We start from the raw sequence: 21,915 nt of genomic DNA on the forward strand, positions 1-21,915 counted from the left end.
GAGCGACCGGGGCCGGGCCCGCGCGGGCACGGGGGCGACCCGCGCGGGCGTCCTGTGGGCGTCCCGGGGACGCCGCTCGGTTCCCGGCGCTCAGTTCCCGGCGCCGCCCAGCGCGGCCACCTCGGTACGCAGCGCCGGCAGGGACGCGTACATCACGCCGCCCGGGCAGTCGGTGGCGAGCCAGTCGCGGTGGCCGCTGATCATGTCGACCGGCCTGGTCACCCCGTTGACCGGGTTGACGTAGGTCACCTTCGCCTGCGGGTCGAGCCCGTGGGTGCGGGCGGCCAGCGCGAGCAGGCCGGTCAGCGAGCGGCGGGCCTGCGGCGTGGGCTCCTGGCCGGTGAGGGTGCCGAGCAGCGCGATACCGAGGTTGCCGGAGTTGAAGCCGGCGGTGTGGAAGGCGGTCACCACCTTTCCGGTGGCGTCCTGCGCCGGGAGGCCGTCGTCGCCCGACCAGCGGCCCTCGTAGATCCGCCCGGCCTCGTCGATCAGGAAGTGGTAGCCGATGTCGCCCCAGTCCAGGGTGACGGCGTGGTACTCGTAGATCGCCCGGACGGTGGCCGCCGGGTCGGGGTCGGCGTTGGCGGTGTCCGTGTGGTGCACCGTCAGGGTCTGCAGCGGGTAGTACTTGGCGGGGGAGTTCTCCACGCCGTTCTTGAAGCGCTTCGACTCGTCGGCGCCCCACGCGGCCCGCGGCAGGTACTCGGCACCGCAGAGCGTGGCCGGCGCGGCGGCGGCGACCACCGCGGTGCGGGCCGGGCCGTGCACGGTGTCCAGCGCGGTGGTGCGCAGGTTGCCCGCGCCGTCGGGCAGCCGCAGCTCGTAGCCGGAGGCGCCGTCGGCGGCGATCAGCGCGGTGGCGGTGCGGGGGCTCGCGCCGGCGTCCTGGTGGGCCGGACGGTCGGGGCCGCCCGCGCAGCCTGCGGGCAGGGCGCGCCAGGGGCCCGGCGCCGCGCCGTCACGGTGGAGCCGGATCGCGGCGCCACGGTGCGGGCCGTCCCAGCTGACCCCGACGTACCGGATCGGGAAGTCGGCCTGCACGCTCGCGGCCTCCGCGCCGGCCGCGGACTGCGCCCGGGTGGCGGGGACGCTGACGGCCCGGGCGGTCTGCGGCCGGCCCCCGGTGGCGCCCGTGCCGGGCGCGGGGGTGGTGGTCACCGCGGCGGCCGCGGGGGCGGCGGGGGAGACGGCGAGTGCGGCGGCCGCCGCGCCGATCGCGCCGACGACGGCGCGCCGGCTGACGGCGGGGTGCGGAACGGGCATGGGCGTCCTGTCCTCGGGGATGGGCGGAGCGGGCGCCGGCGCGGCGCGCGGCGGCTCGCACCGCCGCGACAGCCTGGCCGACTGATCGTCAGACCTCCGTGAATCTACCCGAATGATCGTTTCCGCAGAGAGCCCTTCTGATCATCTTTGCCCGAAGGTGCAGCTCGCGCGGCCCGCCGGGCCGCGGTGCCCACCGAGCTGCCCGGCTCCGCGCGCCCCGGCGATGCGCGCCCGGTGGGAATCCCCGGATGCGCCGCTACGCGTCCGAGCGCGGGACGGCGGCCTCGACGGCCGCCTTGATCCGGGCGCCGAAGGCGGCCGCGTCCTTGCGGGCGGCGCTCAGCGCGAGGCCGACCAGCAGCTTGCCGAACCCGTGCCCCTCCAGGACGTTGAAGATCCGGACCCTGGTCGCCCCGGCCGACAGCGGCGCCAGGTCGTAGCCGCCAGAGGCGGAGGTCACCAGGTTCTTCGACGTCTCGGTCCACCGCAGCCGGGTCGGGCTCGTCAACTCGGTGATCAGGATCTCCCGGGCGGACTTCATCCCGGCGTCCTTGACCCGGCTCGTGAACACGGTGCCGACGGCGGTCGGCCCGTCCGGGTTCCGGCGGATCTCCAGAACTCGCGGGCTGAAGGCGGGATCGTTCCGGCCGTCGGCGAGGAAGGCGAAGACGTCCGTGATCGGGCGTTCGACGTCGACGGTCGCCTCGAACTGGCCTGCCATACGTGCTCCTTCGGCATGGGGACGGCGCACGGGCGCTGCCGTCGCGCCATGCTCCCAGCCCGCCGGCGTGAACGGCGGAAGGCGCGGCGCGGAGCTGCGCCGGGACGCCGAGCCGGACTCCGAGTCGGACTCCGAGTCGGACGCTGCCGGTGGCCGCCGCGGCCGGCCTCCCGCGACCGCCCGCACCGGCGGAAATTGCGGTGCGGGGCACGGCACGGCCCGTCTATCCTGCCTGCCGTGATCGACTGGAACCGGATCGAGGCGGCCGACTGCGCCGTTCCCACAGACCTCCCGACGGACGCGCTGGTGGGTGAACTCTCCCGCGCGCTGGCGGATCCCGACCCGCTGGTCCGGGACGGCGCGGCCTACACCGTCCTCTCCACCTGGATCGAGCGCGGGGTGGTCGACCGGCCCCGGCGCCTGGCCCTCGGCGACGAGATGGCGGCGCGCTTCGACGACCCGGAGGTCCAGGCCCGCACCTTCGCCCCCCTCGTGCTCGACATGATCGTGGAGCAGGGGGACGTCCGGCCCGGCTGGGTGGACGCGTTCGAGCGCTGGTACCCGGCCGAGCAGGACCTCCGCGGCCACGACGAGAAGCTCGGCTGGCTCCACGCCGTCGCCCACGGCGCGGACCTGCTGGCCCGGCTCGGCTGCCACCCCGAGGTGGACCCGGTGCGGATGCTGGAGCTCGCCGCCGCACGGCTGACGGCGCCCACCGACCACGTCTACGACCAGCTGGAGGACGACCGGCTGGCACGGGGAATCGGCCGCGTCCTCACCCGGACCGACCTCGGCGAGCACGGGGCCACGGCCTGGCTGGAGCCGATCGCCGACCGCTACGGGGCCGAGCGCATCACCACCCCGGTGCCCGCCGGTCTCACCAACTGCCTGCGCACGCTGCGCCTGCTCTACATCATGGCCGACCGCGGCGTCCGCCCGAACAGCGAGTCCGCACGGCAGGCGATCCACCAGCGGGAGGCGGTGAAGGCGCGCCTCGCCGACGTCCTCGACCGTATCGTCAAACGGTGAGCGGGGCGGACGTTCCGGCGTACGGGGGTTGCGGGGTGCGGGCGGGGCGGCCCGGCGGATCGGCGGTGCGCCTGCCCCGGAGTCGATGACGGCGGGCGCCGCCCTGCATAGACTCGGGCGGCAGCCGTCCGGACGAGCCGAGGAGCCGCCGCATGCCCACCCCGTCCCCGAGCCTGAGCGCCGGTACGTCGGCCACGCCGCTGCTGGACGAGACGATCGGCGCGGCCCTGGACCGCACCGTCGCCGCCCACCCCGACCGCGAGGCGCTGGTCGACCTGCCGGCCGGGCGCCGCTGGACGTACCGTGAACTCGCCACCGAGGTGGACCGGGTGGCCGCCGGGCTGCTGGCGCTCGGCGTCGGCTGCGGCGACCGGGTCGGGATCTGGGCGCCGAACCGCGCCGAGTGGGTGTTCGTCCAGTACGCCACCGCGCGGATCGGCGCCGTCCTGGTGACCGTCAACCCCGGCTACCGGGTGCACGAACTCGAATACGTGCTGGGGCAGTCGGGCATCCGCACGGTGATCGCCGCGCCGTCCTTCAAGACCTCCGACTACGCGGCCATGCTGGCCGAGGCCGGCCCGCGCTGCCCGGACCTCAAGGACGTCCTGCTCCTCGGCTCGGACGCCTGGCACGACCTGCTCGCCGCCGGCGACCGCCTCGACCGCGGCCGGCTCGCCGAACTCGGCGCGGCCCTCCACCCGGACGACCCGATCAACATCCAGTACACCTCGGGCACCACCGGCTTCCCCAAGGGCGCGACGCTCTCGCACCGCAACATCCTCAACAACGGCTACTTCGTCGGCGAGCTCTGCGGCTACTCCGAACTCGACCGGATCTGCGTGCCGGTGCCGTTCTACCACTGCTTCGGCATGGTCATGGGCAACCTGGCGGCGCTCGCCCACGGCGCCTGCGTGGTGATCCCGGCCGCCGCCTTCGACCCCGCCGCCACCCTGCGCGCGGTCGCCGCCGAACGCTGCACCTCGCTCTACGGCGTGCCGACCATGTTCATCGCCGAGCTCAACGACGCCGGCTTCGCCGAGCACGACCTCAGCAGCCTGCGCACCGGGATCATGGCGGGCTCGCCCTGCCCGACCGAGGTGATGAAGCAGGTCGTCGAGCGGATGGGCATGCGCGACGTGTCGATCTGCTACGGGATGACCGAGACCTCGCCGGTCTCCACCCAGACCCGTGCCGAGGACCCGCTGGAGCGCCGGGTCTCCACCGTCGGCCGGGTCGGCCCGCACCTGCAGGTGAAGGTCGTCGATCCCGGGACCGGCGAGGTCGTCCCGCGCGGCACGCCGGGCGAACTCTGCACCCGCGGCTACTCGGTGATGCTCGGCTACTGGGACCAGGCGGACCGCACGGCCGAGGTGATCGACGCCGACGGCTGGATGCACAGCGGCGACCTGGCCGTGATGGACGAGGAGGGCTACCTCAACATCACCGGCCGCATCAAGGACATGGTCATCCGGGGCGGCGAGAACGTCTACCCGCGGGAGATCGAGGAGTTCCTCTACACCCACCCCGACATCCTGGACGCCCAGGTGATCGGCGTCCCGGACGCCAAGTACGGGGAGGAGCTGATGGCCTGGATCCGGCTGCGCCCCGGCGCCGCCGAACTCACCGCCGACACCCTCCGCGAGTTCTGCACCGGCCGCATCGCCCACTACAAGATCCCGCGCTACGTGCACCTCGTCGACGAGTTCCCGATGACGGTCACCGGGAAGATCCGCAAGGTGGAGATGCGGGAGGAGGCCGTCGCCCTCCTCGGCCTCGAAGCGGCCGCCGCGACCCGGCACGCCTGACCCGGCCCGCCTGAGCCCCCGCCCGCGCCCGACCCGCGGCGGCGGGGGCTCAGGCCGTCGGCGCGATGACCAGTTCGCCGACCAGCTGGGCCGCCGCCTCCCGGTCCTCCTCCGCCAGCCCGTCGTCGGTGACCAGGACGTCGACCTGGTCGAGGGCGGCGAACGAGGCCAGGCCCAGGGCGTTCCACTTGGTGTGGTCCGCCACGACCACCACCCGGCGGGCGGACTGCAGGAAGGCCCGGTTGGTCTCGGCCTCGGCGAGGTTGGGCGTGGTCAGCCCGGTCGCCGGGGAGAGCCCGTGGCAGCCCAGGATCAGCACGTTGACGTGCAGCGACCGGATCGCCTGGTCGGCCACCGGGCCGACCAGCGCGTCCGACGGCGTCCGGACACCGCCGGTGCGGATCACCGTCGCGGTGGCCGGGGCGCCGTCCTCGCCCGGCTCCTCCAGGGCCTCGGCGATCCGCAGCGAGTTGGTGACCACGGTCAGGCCCTCGACGCCGCGCAGCTGCCGCGCCACCAGGTGGGTGGTGGTGCCGGCCGCCAGCCCCACCGCCGAGCCCGGCGCCACCAGGGCGGCGGCCGCACGGGCGATCGCCGCCTTGGCCGGCAGCTCCCAGGACGCCTTGGTCTCGAAGCCGGGCTCGCCGCTGAGCGGCGCCTCGATCCGCACCGCGCCGCCGTGGACCTTGTTGACCAGGCCCTGGGTGGCGAGGGCGTCGAGGTCCCGACGGACCGTCATGTCGGAGACCCCGAGCTCGCGCACCAGGTCGGCGACCCGGACCGCGCCGCGCGACCGCACCCGCTCCAGGATCAGCATGCGTCGCTGTCCGGCGAGGGGCTGGGCGCTGTCGGCCATGGCGGATCACCTCCGGGTCGGCGCCGACGCTCTGCCGGCGGTCACCGCCATCATGGCAGGCGGGCGGGGGATCCCCCCAACGGGTTCTGTCGCTTCCTGTCCGGTCATGTTCCCCTCTGTGTCCTTCTGCGCCGGCGCGGCCCGGTCGGAAAGCCCGGTCGGTACGCCTGGCGGCGGTCCCGGCAGTCCCGGCAGTCCCGGCGGCGCCGTGCGGCGGGCGCCGCGCCGGGGGAGCTCCCCGACGCGGCGCCGCCGTTCCGTCACGCGGTGCGGGTGGGTCTGCGGTCAGCAGCTGAGCACGGGGTTGGCCCAGTCGGCGTGGTCACTGTTGGTGCCGTCGCCGCCGTCGGTGACCACGAGGTGCAGCTCGTAGGCGCCGGTGAGGTCGGCGGTGAGGTGCTTGGCGGGGGTGATGCCGGTCATCCGCCCGCTGTCGGCGACCTTGGTGCCGTCGGCGTAGATCTCGAAGGAGACGGTGCCGCGGCCCTGGGCCTCGGCGTCCACGCCGACGTCGGTGGCGAGCGAGGAGCAGGAGCCGCCGAGGTAGTAGACGATCTCGCTGAAGGCGTTGACCCCGAGGCCCTTCTCGTAGGTGGCGCCGGCGATGGTGATGGTCGCGCCGTCGCGGGCCTGGTTGTCGCCGTTGCTCATGTCCTTCTCGACCGGGCCCCAGCTGTTGCCGGCCGAGCTCCAGGCGAGGCCGGAGAGCGGGTGGGTGCCGGCGGCGGGGCCGTTGCCGCAGGCGAGCCTGGCACCGGCCCAGTCGGCGTGGTCCCAGCTGGTGCCGTCGCCGGCGTCGGTGGCGACCAGGCGGACGGTGGTGGCGCCGGTGAGGTCCGCGGTCAGGTGCTTGGCCGGGTCCTTGCCGGTGAGCGTGCCGCTGTCGGCGACGAGGGTGTCGTCCTTGTAGATCCGGAACACCACCGAGCCGTGGCCGTAGGCGTCGTCGTCCACCCCCACGTCGGTGACCAGGTTCTTGCAGGCGCCGCCGAGGTGGAAGGCGATCTCACTGGGTGCGTGCGCGCCGAGGCCCTTCGGGTAGGACCGGCCGCGGAGGGTGATGGCCTGTCCGTCACCGGCCACGTGGTCGCCGTTGCTGCGGTCGCGCTCGACCGGGCCCCAGTAGTTGGTGACGGACTTGAACGGGAGGTCGCTCAGGTACGTCATACCGGTGGGCGGGGAGACGGGCGAGCCGGGGGTGACCCGGAACATCGCGGTGCCGTGCCCCGGAACGGTGGCGCTGATGGTCCCGTCGCCGGTCGTGCTCTTCTTCGACCAGAGGTCCTTGACGGTGTAGGAGTTCGCGCCGCCGATGCCCACGGTCTGCGCCGTGGTGGTGATGGTGGCGTCGTAGGAGCCCTCGTTGGTCAGCGTGACGGCGCGGCTGCCGTCCGCCAGCGGCTTGGACATCACCACCAGGCCGTTGGCGCTGGAGACGACCGAGCCCTGCTTGCCCAGCGGGTCCTGGTCGACGGCGATGACGTCGGCGTTGGTCAGGATCTCGAAGGTCTCCGGCTCGGCCATCCGCAGGTCGGTGCCGATCATCAGCGGCGCGGCCATCTCGGCCCAGAGGCTGAAGTGGGTCCGGTACTCCGTGGCGGTCATGCCGCCGTTGCCGACCTCCAGCATGTCCGGGTCGTTGAACGCCCCGGGCTTGGCGTAGTTCGCCAGGCCCTGGTTGGCCTGGGCGATGGAGATCATGCTCTGCCAGGTGTCGCTGATGTCGCCGGTGGTGCGCCAGGAGTTGCCGACCGGGGCCGCCCAGTTCCACGGGCCGGTGCTGCCCCACTCGCAGATGCTGTAGAGGATCGGGCGGCCGGTCTTCTTCAGCGCGTCGCCCATGGTCTTGTAGCGCTTCTGCGCGTCGATGCCCATGTTGTTGCAGTTGTCGTACTTCAGGTAGTCGACGCCCCAGGAGGCCCAGAGGTTGGCGTCCTGCTGCTCGTGGCCCAGGCCCCCGGGGAAGCCCTTGACGTCGCAGGTGTGGATGCCGGCGCTGGAGTAGATGCCGAACTTCAGGCCCTTCCCGTGGACGTAGTCGGCGAGTGCCTTGATCCCGCTGGGGAAGCGGACCGGGTCGGCGACGAGGTTGCCCTCGGCGTCGCGCAGGGGCAGTGCCCAGCAGTCGTCCAGGTTGACGTACTGGTAGCCGGCCGCCTTGAGCCCCTTGCTGACGAAGAGGTCGGCGATGCCCTTGATCATGTCCTCGTTGAACTGGGCGCCGCACCAGGTGGAGTTCCAGTTGTTGAAGCCCATCTGCGGCGTCAGGTTGAGGCCGTTGTCGAGGGCCGCGGCCGGTGGGGCGGTGGCGAGTTGGAGCCCGGTGGAGAGGGCGCCGGCGCCGGTTAACAGCGCCAGGGCGGTCAGCGCCGACGCGATGCGGCGGCGCGGTGCAGAGCGGCGGGAACGCAAGGGTCCTCCAGGAGTGGGTGTGCGGACGGGTTGCCGGCACCGCCGGCTCGGCGGCCGGCGGTGCCGGGGGGAGGGAAGGTCAGTTGAGGAGCGACCAGGACTGGCCGGCGGCCGCGCCGTTCGGCCGGCTCAGCACGACCGGCGAGGTCGCGGCGGTCTGCGGGGAGTCCAGGACCAGGCCGGTGGCGACGTTGGTGATGGTCAGCGCCCCGGTGGCGGTGTTCTGCTCCACCCGCCACTTCTGGTGCGGGCTGTTCGGGTCCCACCCGTTCAGCGCCCAGGCGGCGCCGCCCGGGGAGTTCGGGCCGGTGAGCGTGCCGTGCCGCTGGGTGGGGGTGTCGCAGTCGTTGGTGATGCGGACGGTGCCGTCGGGGTTCGGGGTGAACGTCCACTTCTCCGAGGTGTGCCACCACCACCAGGTGTTGACGTCGAGTGCGGAGCCGTCCGGGGCGCTGCAGGTGCCCTGGACCTCCAGGGCGAGGCCGCCGGTGCCGCCCGCGCCGAGGCCGTGGTAGCGGCCGTCGCCGACCACCGTGGCGGGGATGGTCACGGGCAGCGGCTTGAGCCGGTACATCGCGACGCCGTGCGGCTCCACCGAGGCGGTGAGCGCCCCGGTGACGTTGCCGGTGGAGCCGGTCCACAGCTCCTTGGCGGAGTAGCCGGGGCCGGTCAGCCCGAGGTCGGCCAGCGTGGTCGAGACGGTCCGGGCGGCGGCCGGGTCCTGGTTGACCAGCAGGACGGCGGTGTCGCCGTTCGCGAGCGGGCGCTTGAGCACGAGCGGGGCCGTGCTGTTCGCGGGCGGGGCACCGACCAGCGTGGCGGGCCTGGCCAGGCTGTCCTGGTCGACGGCGACGACGTCGGCGTTCTTGTAGACGGCCAGCTGCTCGGGGGTGATGCCGGTGGACCAGGTGTAGCCGTCCTGGGTGTGCCGGGAGTTCTCGGGGGTGCGGAAGTCGGCGCCCGAGATGAGCGGGGAGGCGGCCATCGCCAGCACGGACATCTCGCTGCGCGACTCGGTGGGCGTCATCGGCTTGTGGCAGGGGCAGGTGTCGGTGGTGCCCCAGAGGCCGTACGGGTCCTGCCAGCCGGCGAACATCATGTCCATGTCGTTCCAGCTGCCGGGCCGGACGTTGCCGGGGTACTGCAGGGCCGTGCGCAACTGCCCGCTGTAGAGCACTCCTTCGAGGTCGGGGCCGCGGTCGCCGCCGATCCGGCAGAGGTTGGCCACCTGGCCGCACCAGACGCCGGTGGGTGCGTAGCCGGGCGCCTCGTACGGCGGGTTGCCGGCCGCGACCACCACCGGGTCGGTGCGGGCCGGGTCGTCCCCGGCCAGCAGGTACGGGAGGCCGGTGTGCACCGGCTGGGCGGAGACGCTGACCGCCACCCGCGGCCGGCCCTGGGCGGCGGAGGCCGCGTCGAGCGCCCGCTGGAAGTCGCGGACCCGGGCGTAGATGGACCGGGTCAGCTCCCTGCCCTCGCCCTGCGTCCCGTAGTTGTGGCCGTCCGGGCCGGTGATCGGCGGGCCGTAGGGGCAGTCGTCGTACTTGACGAAGTCCACCCCCCAGGCGACGAAGTCGGCCGCGTCGGTGCTCTCGTGGCCGAGGCTGCCGGGGTGGCCCTGGCAGGTGGTGTAGGTGTCGGTGGCGTACAGGCCGAACTTCATGCCCTTGCTGTGGGCGTACCAGGACAGGTACTGGATCCCGTTGACCGGCTGCCCGTTGACGGTACGGGAGGGGAAGCGGCCCGGGTGGGGGATCAGGTGGCCGCTGGTCGGGTCGATGCCGGTGCCGTCGGTGCCGCTCACCGGGTTCCCGCCGGCGTCGTAGAGCTGCATGGCGCCGTAGGAGTTCTTGACGAGGTCGGTGGTCTGGCCGTCGCGGTGGTTCTCCGACCAGCCGTCGTCGATGGTGACGGTGTCGTAGCCGGCCTGGACCAGGCCGTTGGCGGCCATGAAGTCGATGGTCTGGACGACCTGTTCCTGGGTGACCCCGGTGCCCAGGGTGTTCCAGGAGTTCCAGCCCATCGGCGGGGTGAGGGCGAGTCCGTTGCCGAGGGCGGGGCTCCCGGCCGGGGCGGCGCTCGTGTGCGGGGCGGTGTTCGTGTGCGGGGCGGCGCCAGTGTTCGGCGTGGGGCCGTCGCCCAGGGCGGCCGCGGGGGCGGCGGCGCCGAGGGCGGCGCTTCCGAGTCCGGAGGCCGCCAGGGTGAGGGCGGCCAACAGCCGGGCCAGGGCGCGGGGCCGTGACCGGGGCAGGGGTGTTCGCATGGGTGCTCCAGCATCCGCGAGTGTGGGGGGTTGGTGGAATGGTGAACCATTCCGTTTGTTTCTGTTGGAACGTCAAACAGAAAGCAACGCAGCATAGGCGTGCCCGGAGGCTGGGCTCAAGAGGTCCGTCGCGGATCGGTCACTGTGGTCGAATCGGCCAGTACATGGGCGAGTTGGCGAAATCGACCAGGTCATGTCACAGCTTGATCTCGGCGCGTCCGAGCCCTTGACGGCCGGGCCGGGGGCGATGCGATATTTCACATCACGTTTGAACCTGTTGAGATCTGACTGTTCGTAGGGCGGGCCGGACATCCGCGACCCGCCGCCCGGCGCAGAGGAGCAACCCCCTGATGATCCGACGCACCACCGGCCGCGCCTCCGCCGGCCTGCTGCTCGCCCTGGGCCTCACCGCCGCCGGGTGCTCCACCGGACAGGAGACCACCTCGGGCTCCCCGTCGGTCGCCCCGGTGGAGGGCAAGATCTCGATCACCTACCTGCAGAAGCAGGGCGACCAGGAGTACTTCGTCGGCGAGGCGGCCGGAGCCAAGGCGAAGGCCGCCGAACTCGGCGTCGACCTCAAGGTGGTGAACCTCGGCAACGACGCCAACAAGACCGTCAGCGAGGTGCAGGCGGCCATCGCCCAGAAGACCAACGGCGTGATCGTCGTGGTGCCCGACCCCGCGGTGGGGCCGCAGGTCGTCCAGACCGCACGGGACGCGAAGATCGGCCTGCTCACCTCGGACGACCAGGTCTGCGCCACCGGCCCGGACCCGGCGTCCTGCGCCAAGACCGACCTGGTGCCGCGGGTCGGTTTCAGCGGCGCCCAGATGGGCGGCGAGGTCGGCAAGCGGGCGGCCCAGGAGTACACCAAGGCCGGCTGGACCGCGGCCGACACCCGGATCATCGCGGCCTGGAAGCAGGACGTCACCGTCTGCGGGGACCGGGTCAAGGCGGCCAAGGAGGCGTTCGACGCCGCAGCCCCGGGCGTGCGCACCCTGGAGGTGGCGACCGACAACACCCCCACCGGCGCGCAGGACAAGGTCGCCGCGACCGTCACCGCCAACCCCGGCGTCAAGCACTGGGTCGTCTGGGGCTGCAACGACGAGAACGTACACGGCGGGGTCACCGCGCTGCGCAACGCCGGGGTGGGCGCCGACGACGTGATCGGCGTCGGTCTCGGCGCCTACCTCGCCTGCAAGGACTGGGGCGGCACCCAGCCCACCGGCATGAAGGCCGCGCTGTACATCAACGGCCGGGACGTCGGCGCGCTCGCCGTCCAGACGATGTACGACAAGCTCAAGAACGGCAAGGAGATGCCCGCGGAGGCGTTCGCCAGGACCACCATGGTCGACGCCGCCACCTGGAAGAGCGCCGGGGTCACCTGCAACTGACCGGTCCGCACCCGTGGCCGCCCGGCCCCGAGCCGGGCGGCCGCCCGACCGCACCGCCCTCCCGCACGAAGCACCGAGGTGACCCACCCGTGACCAGCGCGTCCCGCCCCACCGGAGACCACCACCCCACCGGCGCACCGCACCCGGCCGAAGCCCGTCCGGCCGGGGACCGGCCCGGCGCCGACCGGCCACGCAGCGACCGGCCCGGCGCCGACCGGCCTGGCACCCGCCGCCCGCCCGCCGGCCCCACCGGATTCGCGGACGTCGGCAAGCACTTCGGCACCGTCCAGGCCCTCACCGGCGTCACCCTCGACTTCCCGCCCGGCCGGGTCACCGCCCTCATGGGCGAGAACGGCGCCGGCAAGTCCACCCTGCTGAAGATCCTGACGGGGGACCACCGGCCCAGCACGGGCCACGTCCTCGTCGACGGCGAACGCGTCGAGCTCCGCTCACCGACCCAGGCCCGGGCCCTCGGCATCCGGATCGTCCCGCAGGAGCCCGAGATCGTCCCGCACGTCTCGGTGGCCGAGAACGTCCACGTCGGCGCCCTGCCCACCGCCGCCGGACGCCGGCTGGACCGCGCCGAGCTGCGCCGCCGCACCACCGCGGACCTGGAACGGTTCGGCTTCTCCGGCCTGCTCGACCCCGAGCTGCTCGGCTCCGACCTGACCGCCGCCCAGCGCCAACTGGTCGAGATCATGCGCGCCCTCACCGGCGAGGCCAAGCTGATCGCCTTCGACGAGCCCACCTCCTCGCTCTCCGAGCACGAGACCGAGGCCCTCTTCGCGCTCATCGACCGCCTGCGCGCCCAGGGCATCGCCGTCGTCTACGTCTCGCACCGCATGCGGGAGATCTTCCGGATCGCCGACCGGATCGCCGTCCTGCGCGACGGCGCCCTCGTGGGCGTGCAGGACGCGAGCCGCACCACCGAGGGCGACCTGGTCCGCCAGATGGTCGGCCGCGACCTCTCCACCCTGTTCGAACGTCGCGCGGTCGCCACCGACCGCGTCGTGCTGGACGTCCGGGACGTCACCACCGACCACGTCCGGGGCGTGAACCTCACCGTCCGGGCGGGCGAGGTCGTCGGCCTGGCCGGCCTGGTCGGCGCCGGGCGCTCCGAACTCGCCCTTGCCCTGGCCGGCGACCTGCCCGTGCACAGCGGCAGCATCACCCTGGACGGCCGGCCGCTGCCCCCGGGCAGCCCCGGCAGGGCGATCCGCGCGGGCCTCGGACTCGCCCCCGAGGAGCGCAAGGACCAGGCGCTCTTCCTGCACCGGTCGATCCGCGAGAACACCTCCATCGCCGTGCTGGAGCGCCTGCGGCGACTGCGCTTCGTGCGCCGCTCGGCCGAGCGCGACCTCGCCCGGCAGTACGCCGACCGGCTGCGGGTGCGCACCCCGTCCGTCGAACAGGAGGTCCGCACCCTCTCCGGCGGCAACCAGCAGAAGGTCGTCCTGGCCCGCTGGCTGGCCCGCCGGCCGAAGGTGCTGATCCTGGACGAGCCGACCCGCGGCATCGACGTCGGCGCGAAGGCCGAGATCTACCGGATCATCGCCGACCTGGCCGAACAGGGCGTCGCCCTCGTCGTCGTCTCCTCCGAGCTTCCCGAACTCCTCGGCCTCGCCGACCGGATCGTGGTCATGCAGGGCGGGCGGGTCACCGGCGAACTCAGCCGGGCCGAAGCCACCGAGACCGCCGTCCTGCGCCTCGCCATGGCCGACGACATCACCACCACGACCGCCCCCGGAGCCGCCTCATGACCAGCGCCGCCACCCCGCCGGCCCTGGAGAACACCTCCAAGAGCACCGCCCGCACCCGGCCCGCCGGCCCGCTCGGCGCCATCGCCGGGCTCGGCGGCCAGAACCTCAGCCTGGTCGGCGCGCTCGTCGCGGTGCTCGCCGTCTTCGGGATCCTCAACGACAACTACCTGAGCTGGAACAACATCCAGGTCATCGCCGAGGCCGCCACCATCACCGGCCTGCTCGCCGTGGTGCAGACCGTCGTCATCATCTGCGGCGGCCTGGACATCTCGGTCGGCTCCCAGGCCGGCCTGGCCTCGGTGGTCAGCGCGATGGCCTTCACCTCCGCCGGCTCCAACGCCTTCACGGGCATGGCCGCCGCGCTCGCGGTCGGTGCGCTGGTCGGCGTCCTCAACGGCGCGGTCATCGTCTACGGGCGGGTCAACGCCACCATCGCGACCCTGGCCGGCCTCGCCGCCTACAAGGGCGTCGCGCAGCTGGTCTCGGACGGCCGGGCCCAGGGGTACGTCCTCAACGACGCGGTGTTCGTCTTCCTCGGCCGCGGCCGGATCGCGGGCCTGCCGGTGATGGTCTGGATCCTGATCCTGGTCGCGGTGGCGGTGCACGTGCTGCTGAAGTACACCGACATCGGCCGCAACCTCTACGCGATCGGCGGGAACGACACCGCCGCCCGGCTGGCCGGCATCGCGATCAACAAGTACCTGGTCGCGGTCTACGCCCTGATCGGCGTGGTCGCGGCGGTCGCGGGCATCCTGCTCACCGCCCGCACCGGCTCCGGCCAGCCGGTCTCCGGCAGCGAGGGGCTGGAACTGAAGGCGATCACCGCCGCCGCGCTGGGCGGCTGCGCGCTCAAGGGCGGCAAGGGCGGGATCGGCGGCACGCTGCTCGCCGTCGCCCTGCTGGGCGCGCTCGACAACGGGCTCACCGTGCAGGGCATCAACTCCTTCTGGCAGAACGTCGCCCAGGGCGCCCTGCTGGTGGTCGCGGTGGTCGTCCAGCAGCGGCGCAGCGGCGACCGCGCGGTCGGCCTGCCGGGCTGACCGGTCGGCGGGCTCGCGGGCCTCGACAGGCCGACGGGCCGACGGGCCGGTCGGCGGGCCCGGCTCATCGTGCGGGCCCGGTCGATCGTGAGGTCGGCCGGATCGCAACCGTTCGGGCCGCTGCTTCGTCCGGACCGGGTGGGGTAGGGTCGCGGAACCACGCCCGGGACAGAGGGGGAGGGCCGGTCCGGCACCATGAGCAGGGAACTCACCAAGGCCGCGCGGGTGCGCATCGCCGATCTGACACCCGGGACGGAGCTCTACCTCGGGGTGCACCTGGACGCCCCGGGGCTGGTGATCGACGTCAGCTGTTTCGGCCTGGACGCCGAGGAGCGGCTGAGCGACGACCGCTACTTCGTCTTCTTCAACCAGCCCGCCAGCCCCGAGGGCTCGGTCCGGCTGCTGGGCGCGCAGTCCGGTGACACCGAGGCGTTCCGCGTCCTGCTGCCGGACGTCCCGGCGGCGATCCACCGGCTGAGCCTGACCGCGGCGATCGACGGCGCCGGCGTGATGTCGCAGGTGGCCTCCGGCTACGTCCGGGTGGTCGCGGACGGCGCGGAGGTCGGCCGGTACTCCTTCACCGGTGCCGAGTTCAGCACCGAGCGCGCGGTGATGCTGGCCGACCTCTACCGGCGCAACGGCGAGTGGCGCTTCACGGCGGTCGGCCAGGGTTTCGACGGCGGCCTGCGGGCGCTGCTGGAGAACTTCGGCGGCGAGGCGATGGAGGAGGACGAACCGCCGGCCGCCCCGGTACCGGCCCCGTCGACCGGCGTGCCGCCGACCCCCGTACCCGCGCCCACCGTTCAGGTGCCGGTGCAGCAGGCGCCGCCGGCCGCCCCGCTGCCGCCCGCCGCCCCGCTGCCACCCACGGCGCCGCCGCCCGCAGCCCCGGCGCCCGGGCCGCCCGGCGTCCGGATCAGCCTGGTCAAGTACGCCGAGGTCCCCGAGCAGTCCGGCTGGGTCCGGCAGAACGACCACCTGGTGCGCTACACCCTCACCAAGGACCAGGACGTCCTCGCGCTGCACGGCAGCATGGTGGCCTACCAGGGGCAGGCCGACTTCGCCCACGAGAGCTCCGGCATGCTGCGCAAGCTGACCGCCAACCTCACCGGCCAGACGCTCAAGCTGATGCGCGTCTCCGGCGAGGGCCAGGTGTTCCTCGCGGACGAGGCCAGCCACCTCCACCTGGTGCGGCTGGAGGGCGACGCGCTCTGCGTCAGCTCCGACCGGGTGCTGGCCTTCGACGCGCACCTGGAGCACGAGGTCCGCCGGATCGAGGGCGAGGGCCTGCCGAACGGCGGCTTCTACACGCTCCAGTTCAGCGGCCACGGCACGGTCGTCGTGAAGACCACCGGCATCCCGGTGGTGCTCCCGGTCACCCCCGCACCCGAGACGTACGCCGACCTGCACGCCCTGGTGGCCTGGTCGCGCGGGGCCCAGGTGATCACCACCGCCCCGGTGCGGATCCGGCGCTCCGCCTACCGGGGCCACGCCGCGGAGGCGTTCAGCGTGCAGTTCCGGGGCGGGCCGGGCAACTTCATCGTCGTCCAGCCGTTCGAGGTCTGAGCGGGCGCAGAGCCCGGAGCAAGGAGGTACCGATGGAGCGGCAGGTGCTCTCGGGCACGTACCTGGAGGAGTACACGGCCTCGCCGGCCACGGCGCGGATGAGCAACCACGGCGGCGCGATGTGCAAGGTGGCCGTCACCAACGGCCAGGACGTCCTGGCCAAGGCCGGTGCGATGGTGGCCTACGACGGCTACCTGCAGTACGAGCCGGTCTCCCAGTCGCTCCGCCGGGCGCTCGGCGAGTGGGCCTCGGGCGAGCGCAGCCCGTTGCTGCGCTGGTTCGGCGACGGCACCCTCTACCTGGCCGACTTCGGCGCACAGGTGCTCAACCTCCAGCTCGACGACGAGGCGCTGTCCGTCAACGGCTCGCACCTGCTCGCCCTGGACGCCTCGCTGGCGTGCACCGTCGAGAAGGTGAAGGGTCCGGCGCTGCTGGCCGGCACCGGGCTCTACAACGTGACGGTGCGCGGCAGCGGCTGGGTGTCCGTCACCTCCCACGGCGTCCCCGTGGTGCTGGACTGCGCCGAGGCGGCGACCTACGTCGACCCGGACGCGCTGGTCGCCTGGACCACCGGGCTGGAGATCCAGACCAGGCGCACCCTCAAGGTCGGCTCGCTGATCGGCCGCGGCAGCGGAGAGGCGCTGCAACTGGGTTTCCGGGGTTCGGGCTTCGTCGTCGTCCAGCCCAGCGAGGAGACCTCCGACCGATTCAAGATCCGCGGCTGAACAGTCCGCAGCTGAGGAGCAGCGATCACCGTGCACAGCCCCCTTCTCGACCACACCGCGCTGACCGGCGACGAGCGGTTCGCCCTGCAGAACCCGCAGCTGCTGCGGGTCGTGCTGGACGGGCGGGCCGAGGTGCTGGCCCGCACCGGCGCGATGGTCGCGCACACCGGCCGGGTGCGGTTCACCGGCTGGCGGCCGCCCCGCAGCCAGCGCAACCAGCAGGGCGGGCCGATCGGTTCGGCGCAGCAACCCGCCGCCCTGGACCTGATGCGCTGCACCGGCACCGGCACGGTCTACCTCGCCAACCTCGCCCAGCACCTGCACATCCTGGACCTGCAGGGCGACCGGCTGACCATCACCAGCTCCTACCTGCTGGCCCTCGACGCCGGCATCACCTGGCGGACGGTCGACATCGAGGGCGGCGAGCGGATCTCCGGCGTCGGCAACCGCAGCCTGGAGCTGTCCGGTCGCGGCCGGCTGGTGGTGATGACCTCCGGCCGCCCGCTGGTGATGCCGGTGCGGGCCGGCGAGTACGTCTACGCGGACGCCGACGCGGTGGTCGGCTGGTCGTCGGCCCTGGAGGTGCAGCTGCAGGCGCAGAGCGCCAACACCGAGGCCTGGCGCCGGCACGGCACCGCGACCGAGGGCTGGGAGCTCTCCTTCACCGGGGACGGCTTCGTCCTCGTCCAGCCCAGTGAGCTGCGCCCGCCCCAGCGCCTCCCGCGGCGCTGACCCGGTCCTTCGGTCCCGTTCGGTCCCGTTCGGTGACCGGGGGCCCCGAGGCCGCCTGCCGGTGCGTCAGCCGGCCGGCCCGGCGCCCTCCAGGGCCCGGCGTACGGCGTCCGCCGTCCAGTGCCCGGCCGCGCCCGGCCGGCTGCTGAGGTAGTCGGCCGCCCGGCCGGGGCCCCAGCCGTGGGCCTCGGCCAGCCCGGAGGCGAGGTTGCGCAGGTAGGCGGCGGACGGCGCGTTCAGCACCGCCTCGGCCGGCGACCACGACGCGGTGAAGGTCAGCACCGGCAGCCCGTCCAGGTCGCCCGGGCAGACCAGCGTCTCGTACCGGCCGGGCCCGAGCCGCTCGCGGCCGGTGACGAGCACCGTCGAGAGGTCGAGGTCCCCCAGCGGCTCCCGGCGCATCTCCTGCTGGGCGATGTCGCCGAACTGCTCGGCGGTCAGCAGGTAGGCGCGGGCGGGCATCTCCCCGTCCGCACCGGGATCGTAGAAGCCGGACCCGCCGGTCCACACCAGCGACAGCGAGGCGAAGTAGAGGACCCCGGGCAGCACCACCGGCACGCTGCGCCGCGGCGGGCGTCCGTCCCGCGCCCCCGGGCAGCTGCGCGCCCCGCCCGCCGGGCGCCCGCCCCGCAGGTAGACGTTCAGCCGCTCGGCGTGCATGTTCGAGCCGTACGCGGCGTACCACACCAGCTCGGGCGCCGCCGGGCGCTGCGCCGTCGGGTGCTGCGCCGCTGGGTGCTGCGCCGCTGGGTGCTCCGCTTCCGAGCCGACGACCCGTCGAATCTCCACCACACCCCGGACGCTAGCCGACCCCACCGGCCCGGCCCCCTCGACGGGCCGGGCCGGGGTGCGCCCGGTGACAGTGGGGTGGCGGTTCACCCGGGAACGCCGGGGTGGCAGTCAGCCGGCGAACTCGTGCACGCCCCACCAGCCGCTGGAATCGTGGAAGAGGCCGACGCCGATCTCCTTGTAGCGGGGGTTGATCTGCGCGGCGTGGTGGCCGGGGGAGTCGGTCCACATCTTCTGGAACTGGACCACGGCCTGTTCCCCGGTCATGGCGGCGTCGCCCCACATGACGATGCACTCGCCGGTCAGCGTCCGGCTCCCGGTCAGGCTGGGACCGGCACCCGAGGCGTTCTCCGAGTGGGCGAACCCGGTCTCGCGCATGTGCCGGGCCCACTTCTCGGCGAAGGCCGTCAGATCGGCCTTCACCACCAGGGCCGGGACGCCGTTGCGGGCCCGCTCCTCATTGATCAGCCGCAGTGAGAGCGCTTCGGCGCCGCCGGCCGAGCGGTCCGGCGCCGCGTTGCCGTTGCCGGTGTTCGGAGCGGTCCGGGGCGACGGCGTGGAGGCGCCCGGACGGGGCGCACCACTGGCAGGAGTCGTCGCGGCCGGACCCGACGCGGCGGTGCCGGCCGGTGTCTTGGGAGGAACGCTCGGGGCGGCCGGGCCCGGCGAGGCCTGGGTGACCGCCGAGGTCGGGGTGCTCGTAGACGTCGACGGGGTGGCCACCACGGACGTCGTGGCCGACGCGGTCGCGGTCGCCGTCGTGGGTGAGGAAACGGAGGCGGTCGCCGACGGTGAGGAAGCCGGATCCGCCGACGGGAGGCCGCCGACGGGTTCCACCGCCGCGGCCACCGCGCCGGACCTGTCCGAGGCCTGCGCGCCGGCCTCCGGGCCGCACGCGCTCGCTGCGGCTGCCACAACACCGATCGCCACGACAACGGCCAGCCCCTGCCGGCGACGTATGGACTGCATGAGGACACGGACTCCTAGTCTCCAACCTGCGGTCCGGTACGGCGTCGTGGCTCTCCCACCATGCCCGCCCCACCCGGCCGGCCGACGCGTCATGCGTCGACATCACAGGAGACCCGTCAGGCTGGTGGGGATAACGCAAATTGATCGCACACATGGCAGAACCCGCCCGCCCTCGGCCGGAAGCGATCGAGTCGGCCTGCGAAGGCCTGGGCGAGGACTCCGGTCGCGCTGCTCGGCTCGACGCCGGCCGACCGGACCGGCGAGGGGTGGAGCCCGATGAGGAGGAGTCGATGCCGTCGGACCCGCGTGGCATCCTCCGGGTATGGAGATGACGCTGCAGCTGGTGATCGACTGTGCCGACCCGCGCAGGCTGGTGAGCTTCTGGGCCGAGGCTCTGGGGTACGTTCCGGAGCCTCCACCGGGCGGTCACGCCACGTGGCGGGAGTACTGGGCGGACATGGGCGTGCCCGCGGAGGAGCTGCCCGCCGGGGCCGGGGAGACGCCGGAGTCGATCGTCGATCCGGCGGGGCGGGGGCCGCGGGTCTGGTTCCAGCAGGTCCCGGAGCCGAAGGTCGCCAAGAACCGGCTGCACCTCGACCTGAAGGTGGGCGGAGGGCGGGAGGTCCCGCTGGCGGTCCGCACCGAGCGGGTCACCGCAAAGGTCGAGCGGCTCACCGAGACCGGTGCCACCGTGCTGCGGATCATGGACAAGCCGGACATGGCGTACTACGCCGTCGTCCTGCAGGACCCGGAGGGTAACGAGTTCTGCGTCGTCTAGGACCGACAGGTCCTGGACGTCAGATGTCCAGCAGTTCGACGGTCACCGAGGCGGTGTCACCCGCTTCCAGGCCTTCGGCCTTGCGGACCGCACGCTTGACCGGCAGGACGTAGCAGCCGCGCGTGCTGTCCGGGAAGATCGACGTCGGCCAGGTGCTGCCGCCGACGGTGACCTGGACGCGCCGCGAGCCGAAGCCGCGCGGCGGCCCGCCGGGGTGATCCCGGATCTCCTCGGACGCCTCGGCGGGCAGACTGACGAACGTCCAGCTGTCGGACCGCCGGGCGTCCCAGATCCACAGCTCGGCATCGAATTCGAAGCGCACCGCCCCAGCATGGCACGCGGCACCGACAGCGGGCGGAGCCGGGCGCTCCCTCCCCGGGCGGACGGTTCACCGGGCCGTCCGGTCGGTCGTGCGCCCGTCGGCGCCGCGGCCCGCCGTGTCGCCGGGTGCATGGTCCGCGCCGAGCTCCCGCCGGGGGAGCAGCAGTGGCGTCGCCAGGGCCAGCAGGCCGGCGATCGTGATCGCCGCGCGCGGGCCGGCCACGGCGGCCAGCACCCCCCAGAGCGCGGTGAGCGCCGCGATGACGGCCTTGCCGGTGACGGACCAGGCCGCGAGGGTGCGGGCGAGCCGGTCCGTCGGCGTACGGTCGAGCCGGTGGGTGGCGAGGACGGGGTTGAACACGCCCACGCAGAGGATCAGCCCGAACTCGACCGCCATCACGAGCAGCAGCCCGACCGGGCCCGGTCCGACGAAGGCCAGGCCGGGCAGCCAGCACACCCGCAGCACCCCCGCGGTGCGCAGGACCCGGTGCCGGCCGAAGCGGGTGACCAGCCGCCCGGCCAGCCGCGAGCCGATCAGCCCGCCGACGCACGGCACGGCGAAGGCGAGCCCGTACTGCCAGGGAGCGAAGCCGAGTCCGCCGAGCATCAGGACGGCGAGCGGCGGCTCCGCCGCCATGATCAGGCCGTTCACCAGGACGGTGTTGAGGAACAGCGGGCGCAGCACCGGGTCGGTGAGCAGGTACCGCCACCCCTCGGCCAGACCGGCGGGGCGCAGGAGCGGGGCCGTCGGGCGCCCGGGCTGCGGCTCCCGCCCGCCGATGGCCCGCAGGCCCAGGGCGGAGAGCAGGTAGCTGACCGCATCGGCGGCGACGGCCGCCACCGGGCCGAACAGACCGGCCGCGGCACCGCCCAGCGGTGGTCCGAGGACGGTGGTGGTCCAGGCCGTCGATTCGAACCGCGCGTTCGCGCGGAGCAGGTCGGCCGGTGGGACGAGCGCCTTGAGGTGGGCCCCGGAGGCCGCGCCGAAGGCGATGTCGGCGGCGGCGACGACCACCGCCACAACCAGCAGTTGGGCGAAGCCGAGCAGGCCGAGCGCGTACGCGGCCGGAACGCTGATCAGCGCCGCGAACCGCACGGCGTCCATCGCGACCATCACCGGCCGCTTCCGGCGGAACTCCACCCACGGCCCGAGCGGCACCGCCACCACGGCGCCAACGGCCGCGCCGGCGGCCGCCAGAGCCGCCACCCGTGCCGGGCCTACGTGCAGGACCTGCAACGCCACCAGCGGAAATGCGTTGAACGCCAGTCGGGTGCCGAGCGCGCTGACCGCGTACGCCGCCCAGAGCCACCGGAACGGCCGCCCCAGGGACGCCCCGGCCGCCCGCCGTCCCGCAACCGCCTCCGTCATGCCCACCCCGCCTCTCGCCCGTCGCCGCCGACCGGCATCAAAGCGAGCTGCGGGGTCCGGGGGCAAACAACCTCCGGGCAGCCCGGACACAACCGCTGGTTGTGGCCGCAGAGCCGCGGCACCGAG

18 protein-coding genes are annotated in these 21,915 nt (G+C 73.7%); 9 read left to right on the forward strand and 9 right to left on the reverse strand.

The window, feature by feature from the left end; all coding sequences use genetic code 11:
- Positions 1-90 precede the first annotated feature (90 nt).
- The gene (locus tag RMN57_RS35855; RefSeq protein ID WP_313767478.1) at positions 91-1,263 is read right to left on the reverse strand and encodes an N-acetylmuramoyl-L-alanine amidase; all 1,173 of its coding nucleotides are present in this window, start codon (positions 1,261-1,263) and stop codon (positions 91-93) included.
- A gap of 256 nt (positions 1,264-1,519) precedes the next feature.
- The gene (locus RMN57_RS35860; RefSeq protein ID WP_313767479.1) at positions 1,520-1,984 is read right to left on the reverse strand and encodes an SRPBCC family protein; all 465 of its coding nucleotides are present in this window, start codon (positions 1,982-1,984) and stop codon (positions 1,520-1,522) included.
- Positions 1,985-2,221: 237 nt separating this feature from the next.
- On the opposite strand from RMN57_RS35860, the gene RMN57_RS35865 reads away from it, so the two are divergent.
- Both RMN57_RS35865 and RMN57_RS35870 read left to right on the forward strand, forming a co-directional pair.
- Positions 2,222-3,013 (forward strand): DUF2785 domain-containing protein, encoded by a 792-nt coding sequence (locus RMN57_RS35865; RefSeq protein ID WP_313767480.1) that lies wholly within the window; start codon positions 2,222-2,224, stop codon positions 3,011-3,013.
- A 152-nt stretch (positions 3,014-3,165) separates the two neighbouring features.
- Positions 3,166-4,818 carry an AMP-binding protein gene (locus RMN57_RS35870; protein WP_313767481.1) on the forward strand — a complete coding sequence of 551 codons (1,653 nt, stop codon included), beginning with the start codon at positions 3,166-3,168 and terminating at the stop codon, positions 4,816-4,818.
- 49 nt (positions 4,819-4,867) lie between these two features.
- On the opposite strand, the gene RMN57_RS35875 is transcribed toward RMN57_RS35870, so the two are convergent.
- The 3 genes from RMN57_RS35875 to RMN57_RS35890 form a co-directional block, all read right to left on the reverse strand.
- Positions 4,868-5,674: a DeoR/GlpR family DNA-binding transcription regulator gene (locus tag RMN57_RS35875; protein WP_313767482.1), complete on the reverse strand. Its 807-nt coding sequence runs from the start codon at positions 5,672-5,674 to the stop codon at positions 4,868-4,870.
- Between the two features lie 285 nt (positions 5,675-5,959).
- A complete protein-coding gene (locus RMN57_RS35885; protein WP_380235223.1) occupies positions 5,960-8,086 on the reverse strand; it encodes an NPCBM/NEW2 domain-containing protein in 2,127 nt (708 codons plus the stop codon).
- Positions 8,087-8,165: 79 nt separating this feature from the next.
- A complete protein-coding gene (locus RMN57_RS35890) occupies positions 8,166-10,349 on the reverse strand; it encodes an alpha-galactosidase (RefSeq protein WP_313767483.1) in 2,184 nt (727 codons plus the stop codon).
- 350 nt (positions 10,350-10,699) lie between these two features.
- Here RMN57_RS35890 and RMN57_RS35895 point away from each other — a divergent pair, with 350 nt between their 5' ends.
- The 6 genes from RMN57_RS35895 (at position 10,700) to RMN57_RS35920 (ending at position 17,563) form a co-directional block, all read left to right on the forward strand.
- Positions 10,700-11,740 carry a substrate-binding domain-containing protein gene (locus RMN57_RS35895; RefSeq protein WP_313767484.1) on the forward strand — a complete coding sequence of 347 codons (1,041 nt, stop codon included), beginning with the start codon at positions 10,700-10,702 and terminating at the stop codon, positions 11,738-11,740.
- An 89-nt stretch (positions 11,741-11,829) separates the two neighbouring features.
- On the forward strand, positions 11,830-13,500 hold the full coding sequence (locus RMN57_RS35900) for a sugar ABC transporter ATP-binding protein (RefSeq protein WP_313767485.1): 1,671 nt from the start codon (positions 11,830-11,832) through the stop codon (positions 13,498-13,500).
- Positions 13,497-14,540, forward strand: a complete 1,044-nt coding sequence (locus RMN57_RS35905) for an ABC transporter permease (protein WP_313767486.1) — start codon at positions 13,497-13,499, stop codon at positions 14,538-14,540. Before RMN57_RS35900 ends, RMN57_RS35905 begins: the two co-directional genes overlap by 4 nt.
- A gap of 195 nt (positions 14,541-14,735) precedes the next feature.
- On the forward strand, positions 14,736-16,106 hold the full coding sequence (locus RMN57_RS35910; protein ID WP_313767487.1) for a TerD family protein: 1,371 nt from the start codon (positions 14,736-14,738) through the stop codon (positions 16,104-16,106).
- A 32-nt stretch (positions 16,107-16,138) separates the two neighbouring features.
- A complete protein-coding gene (locus RMN57_RS35915) occupies positions 16,139-16,831 on the forward strand; it encodes an AIM24 family protein (protein ID WP_313767488.1) in 693 nt (230 codons plus the stop codon).
- Positions 16,832-16,861: 30 nt separating this feature from the next.
- The gene (locus RMN57_RS35920; RefSeq protein WP_313767489.1) at positions 16,862-17,563 is read left to right on the forward strand and encodes an AIM24 family protein; all 702 of its coding nucleotides are present in this window, start codon (positions 16,862-16,864) and stop codon (positions 17,561-17,563) included.
- 66 nt (positions 17,564-17,629) lie between these two features.
- Here RMN57_RS35920 and RMN57_RS35925 read toward each other — a convergent pair whose 3' ends face one another.
- Both RMN57_RS35925 and RMN57_RS35930 read right to left on the reverse strand, forming a co-directional pair.
- Entirely contained in the window at positions 17,630-18,355 is a 726-nt protein-coding gene (locus RMN57_RS35925) for a histone deacetylase (RefSeq protein WP_313767490.1), read from the reverse strand.
- Between the two features lie 108 nt (positions 18,356-18,463).
- Positions 18,464-19,075 (reverse strand): CAP domain-containing protein, encoded by a 612-nt coding sequence (locus RMN57_RS35930; protein WP_313767491.1) that lies wholly within the window; start codon positions 19,073-19,075, stop codon positions 18,464-18,466.
- Between the two features lie 568 nt (positions 19,076-19,643).
- Between RMN57_RS35930 and RMN57_RS35935 the strand changes: the two genes are divergently transcribed.
- Positions 19,644-20,099, forward strand: coding sequence for a VOC family protein (locus tag RMN57_RS35935; protein WP_313767492.1), 456 nt, complete (start codon positions 19,644-19,646; stop codon positions 20,097-20,099).
- A 19-nt stretch (positions 20,100-20,118) separates the two neighbouring features.
- On the opposite strand, the gene RMN57_RS35940 is transcribed toward RMN57_RS35935, so the two are convergent.
- Complete coding sequence (locus RMN57_RS35940) at positions 20,119-20,421, reverse strand: DUF1905 domain-containing protein (protein WP_313767493.1); 303 nt, start codon at positions 20,419-20,421, stop codon at positions 20,119-20,121.
- Between the two features lie 66 nt (positions 20,422-20,487).
- On the reverse strand, positions 20,488-21,789 hold the full coding sequence (locus tag RMN57_RS35945) for an MFS transporter (protein WP_313767494.1): 1,302 nt from the start codon (positions 21,787-21,789) through the stop codon (positions 20,488-20,490).
- Positions 21,790-21,915 lie beyond the last annotated feature (126 nt).

Source organism: Kitasatospora sp. CM 4170 (assembly GCF_032110285.1).
Classification (GTDB): domain Bacteria; phylum Actinomycetota; class Actinomycetes; order Streptomycetales; family Streptomycetaceae; genus Kitasatospora; species Kitasatospora aburaviensis.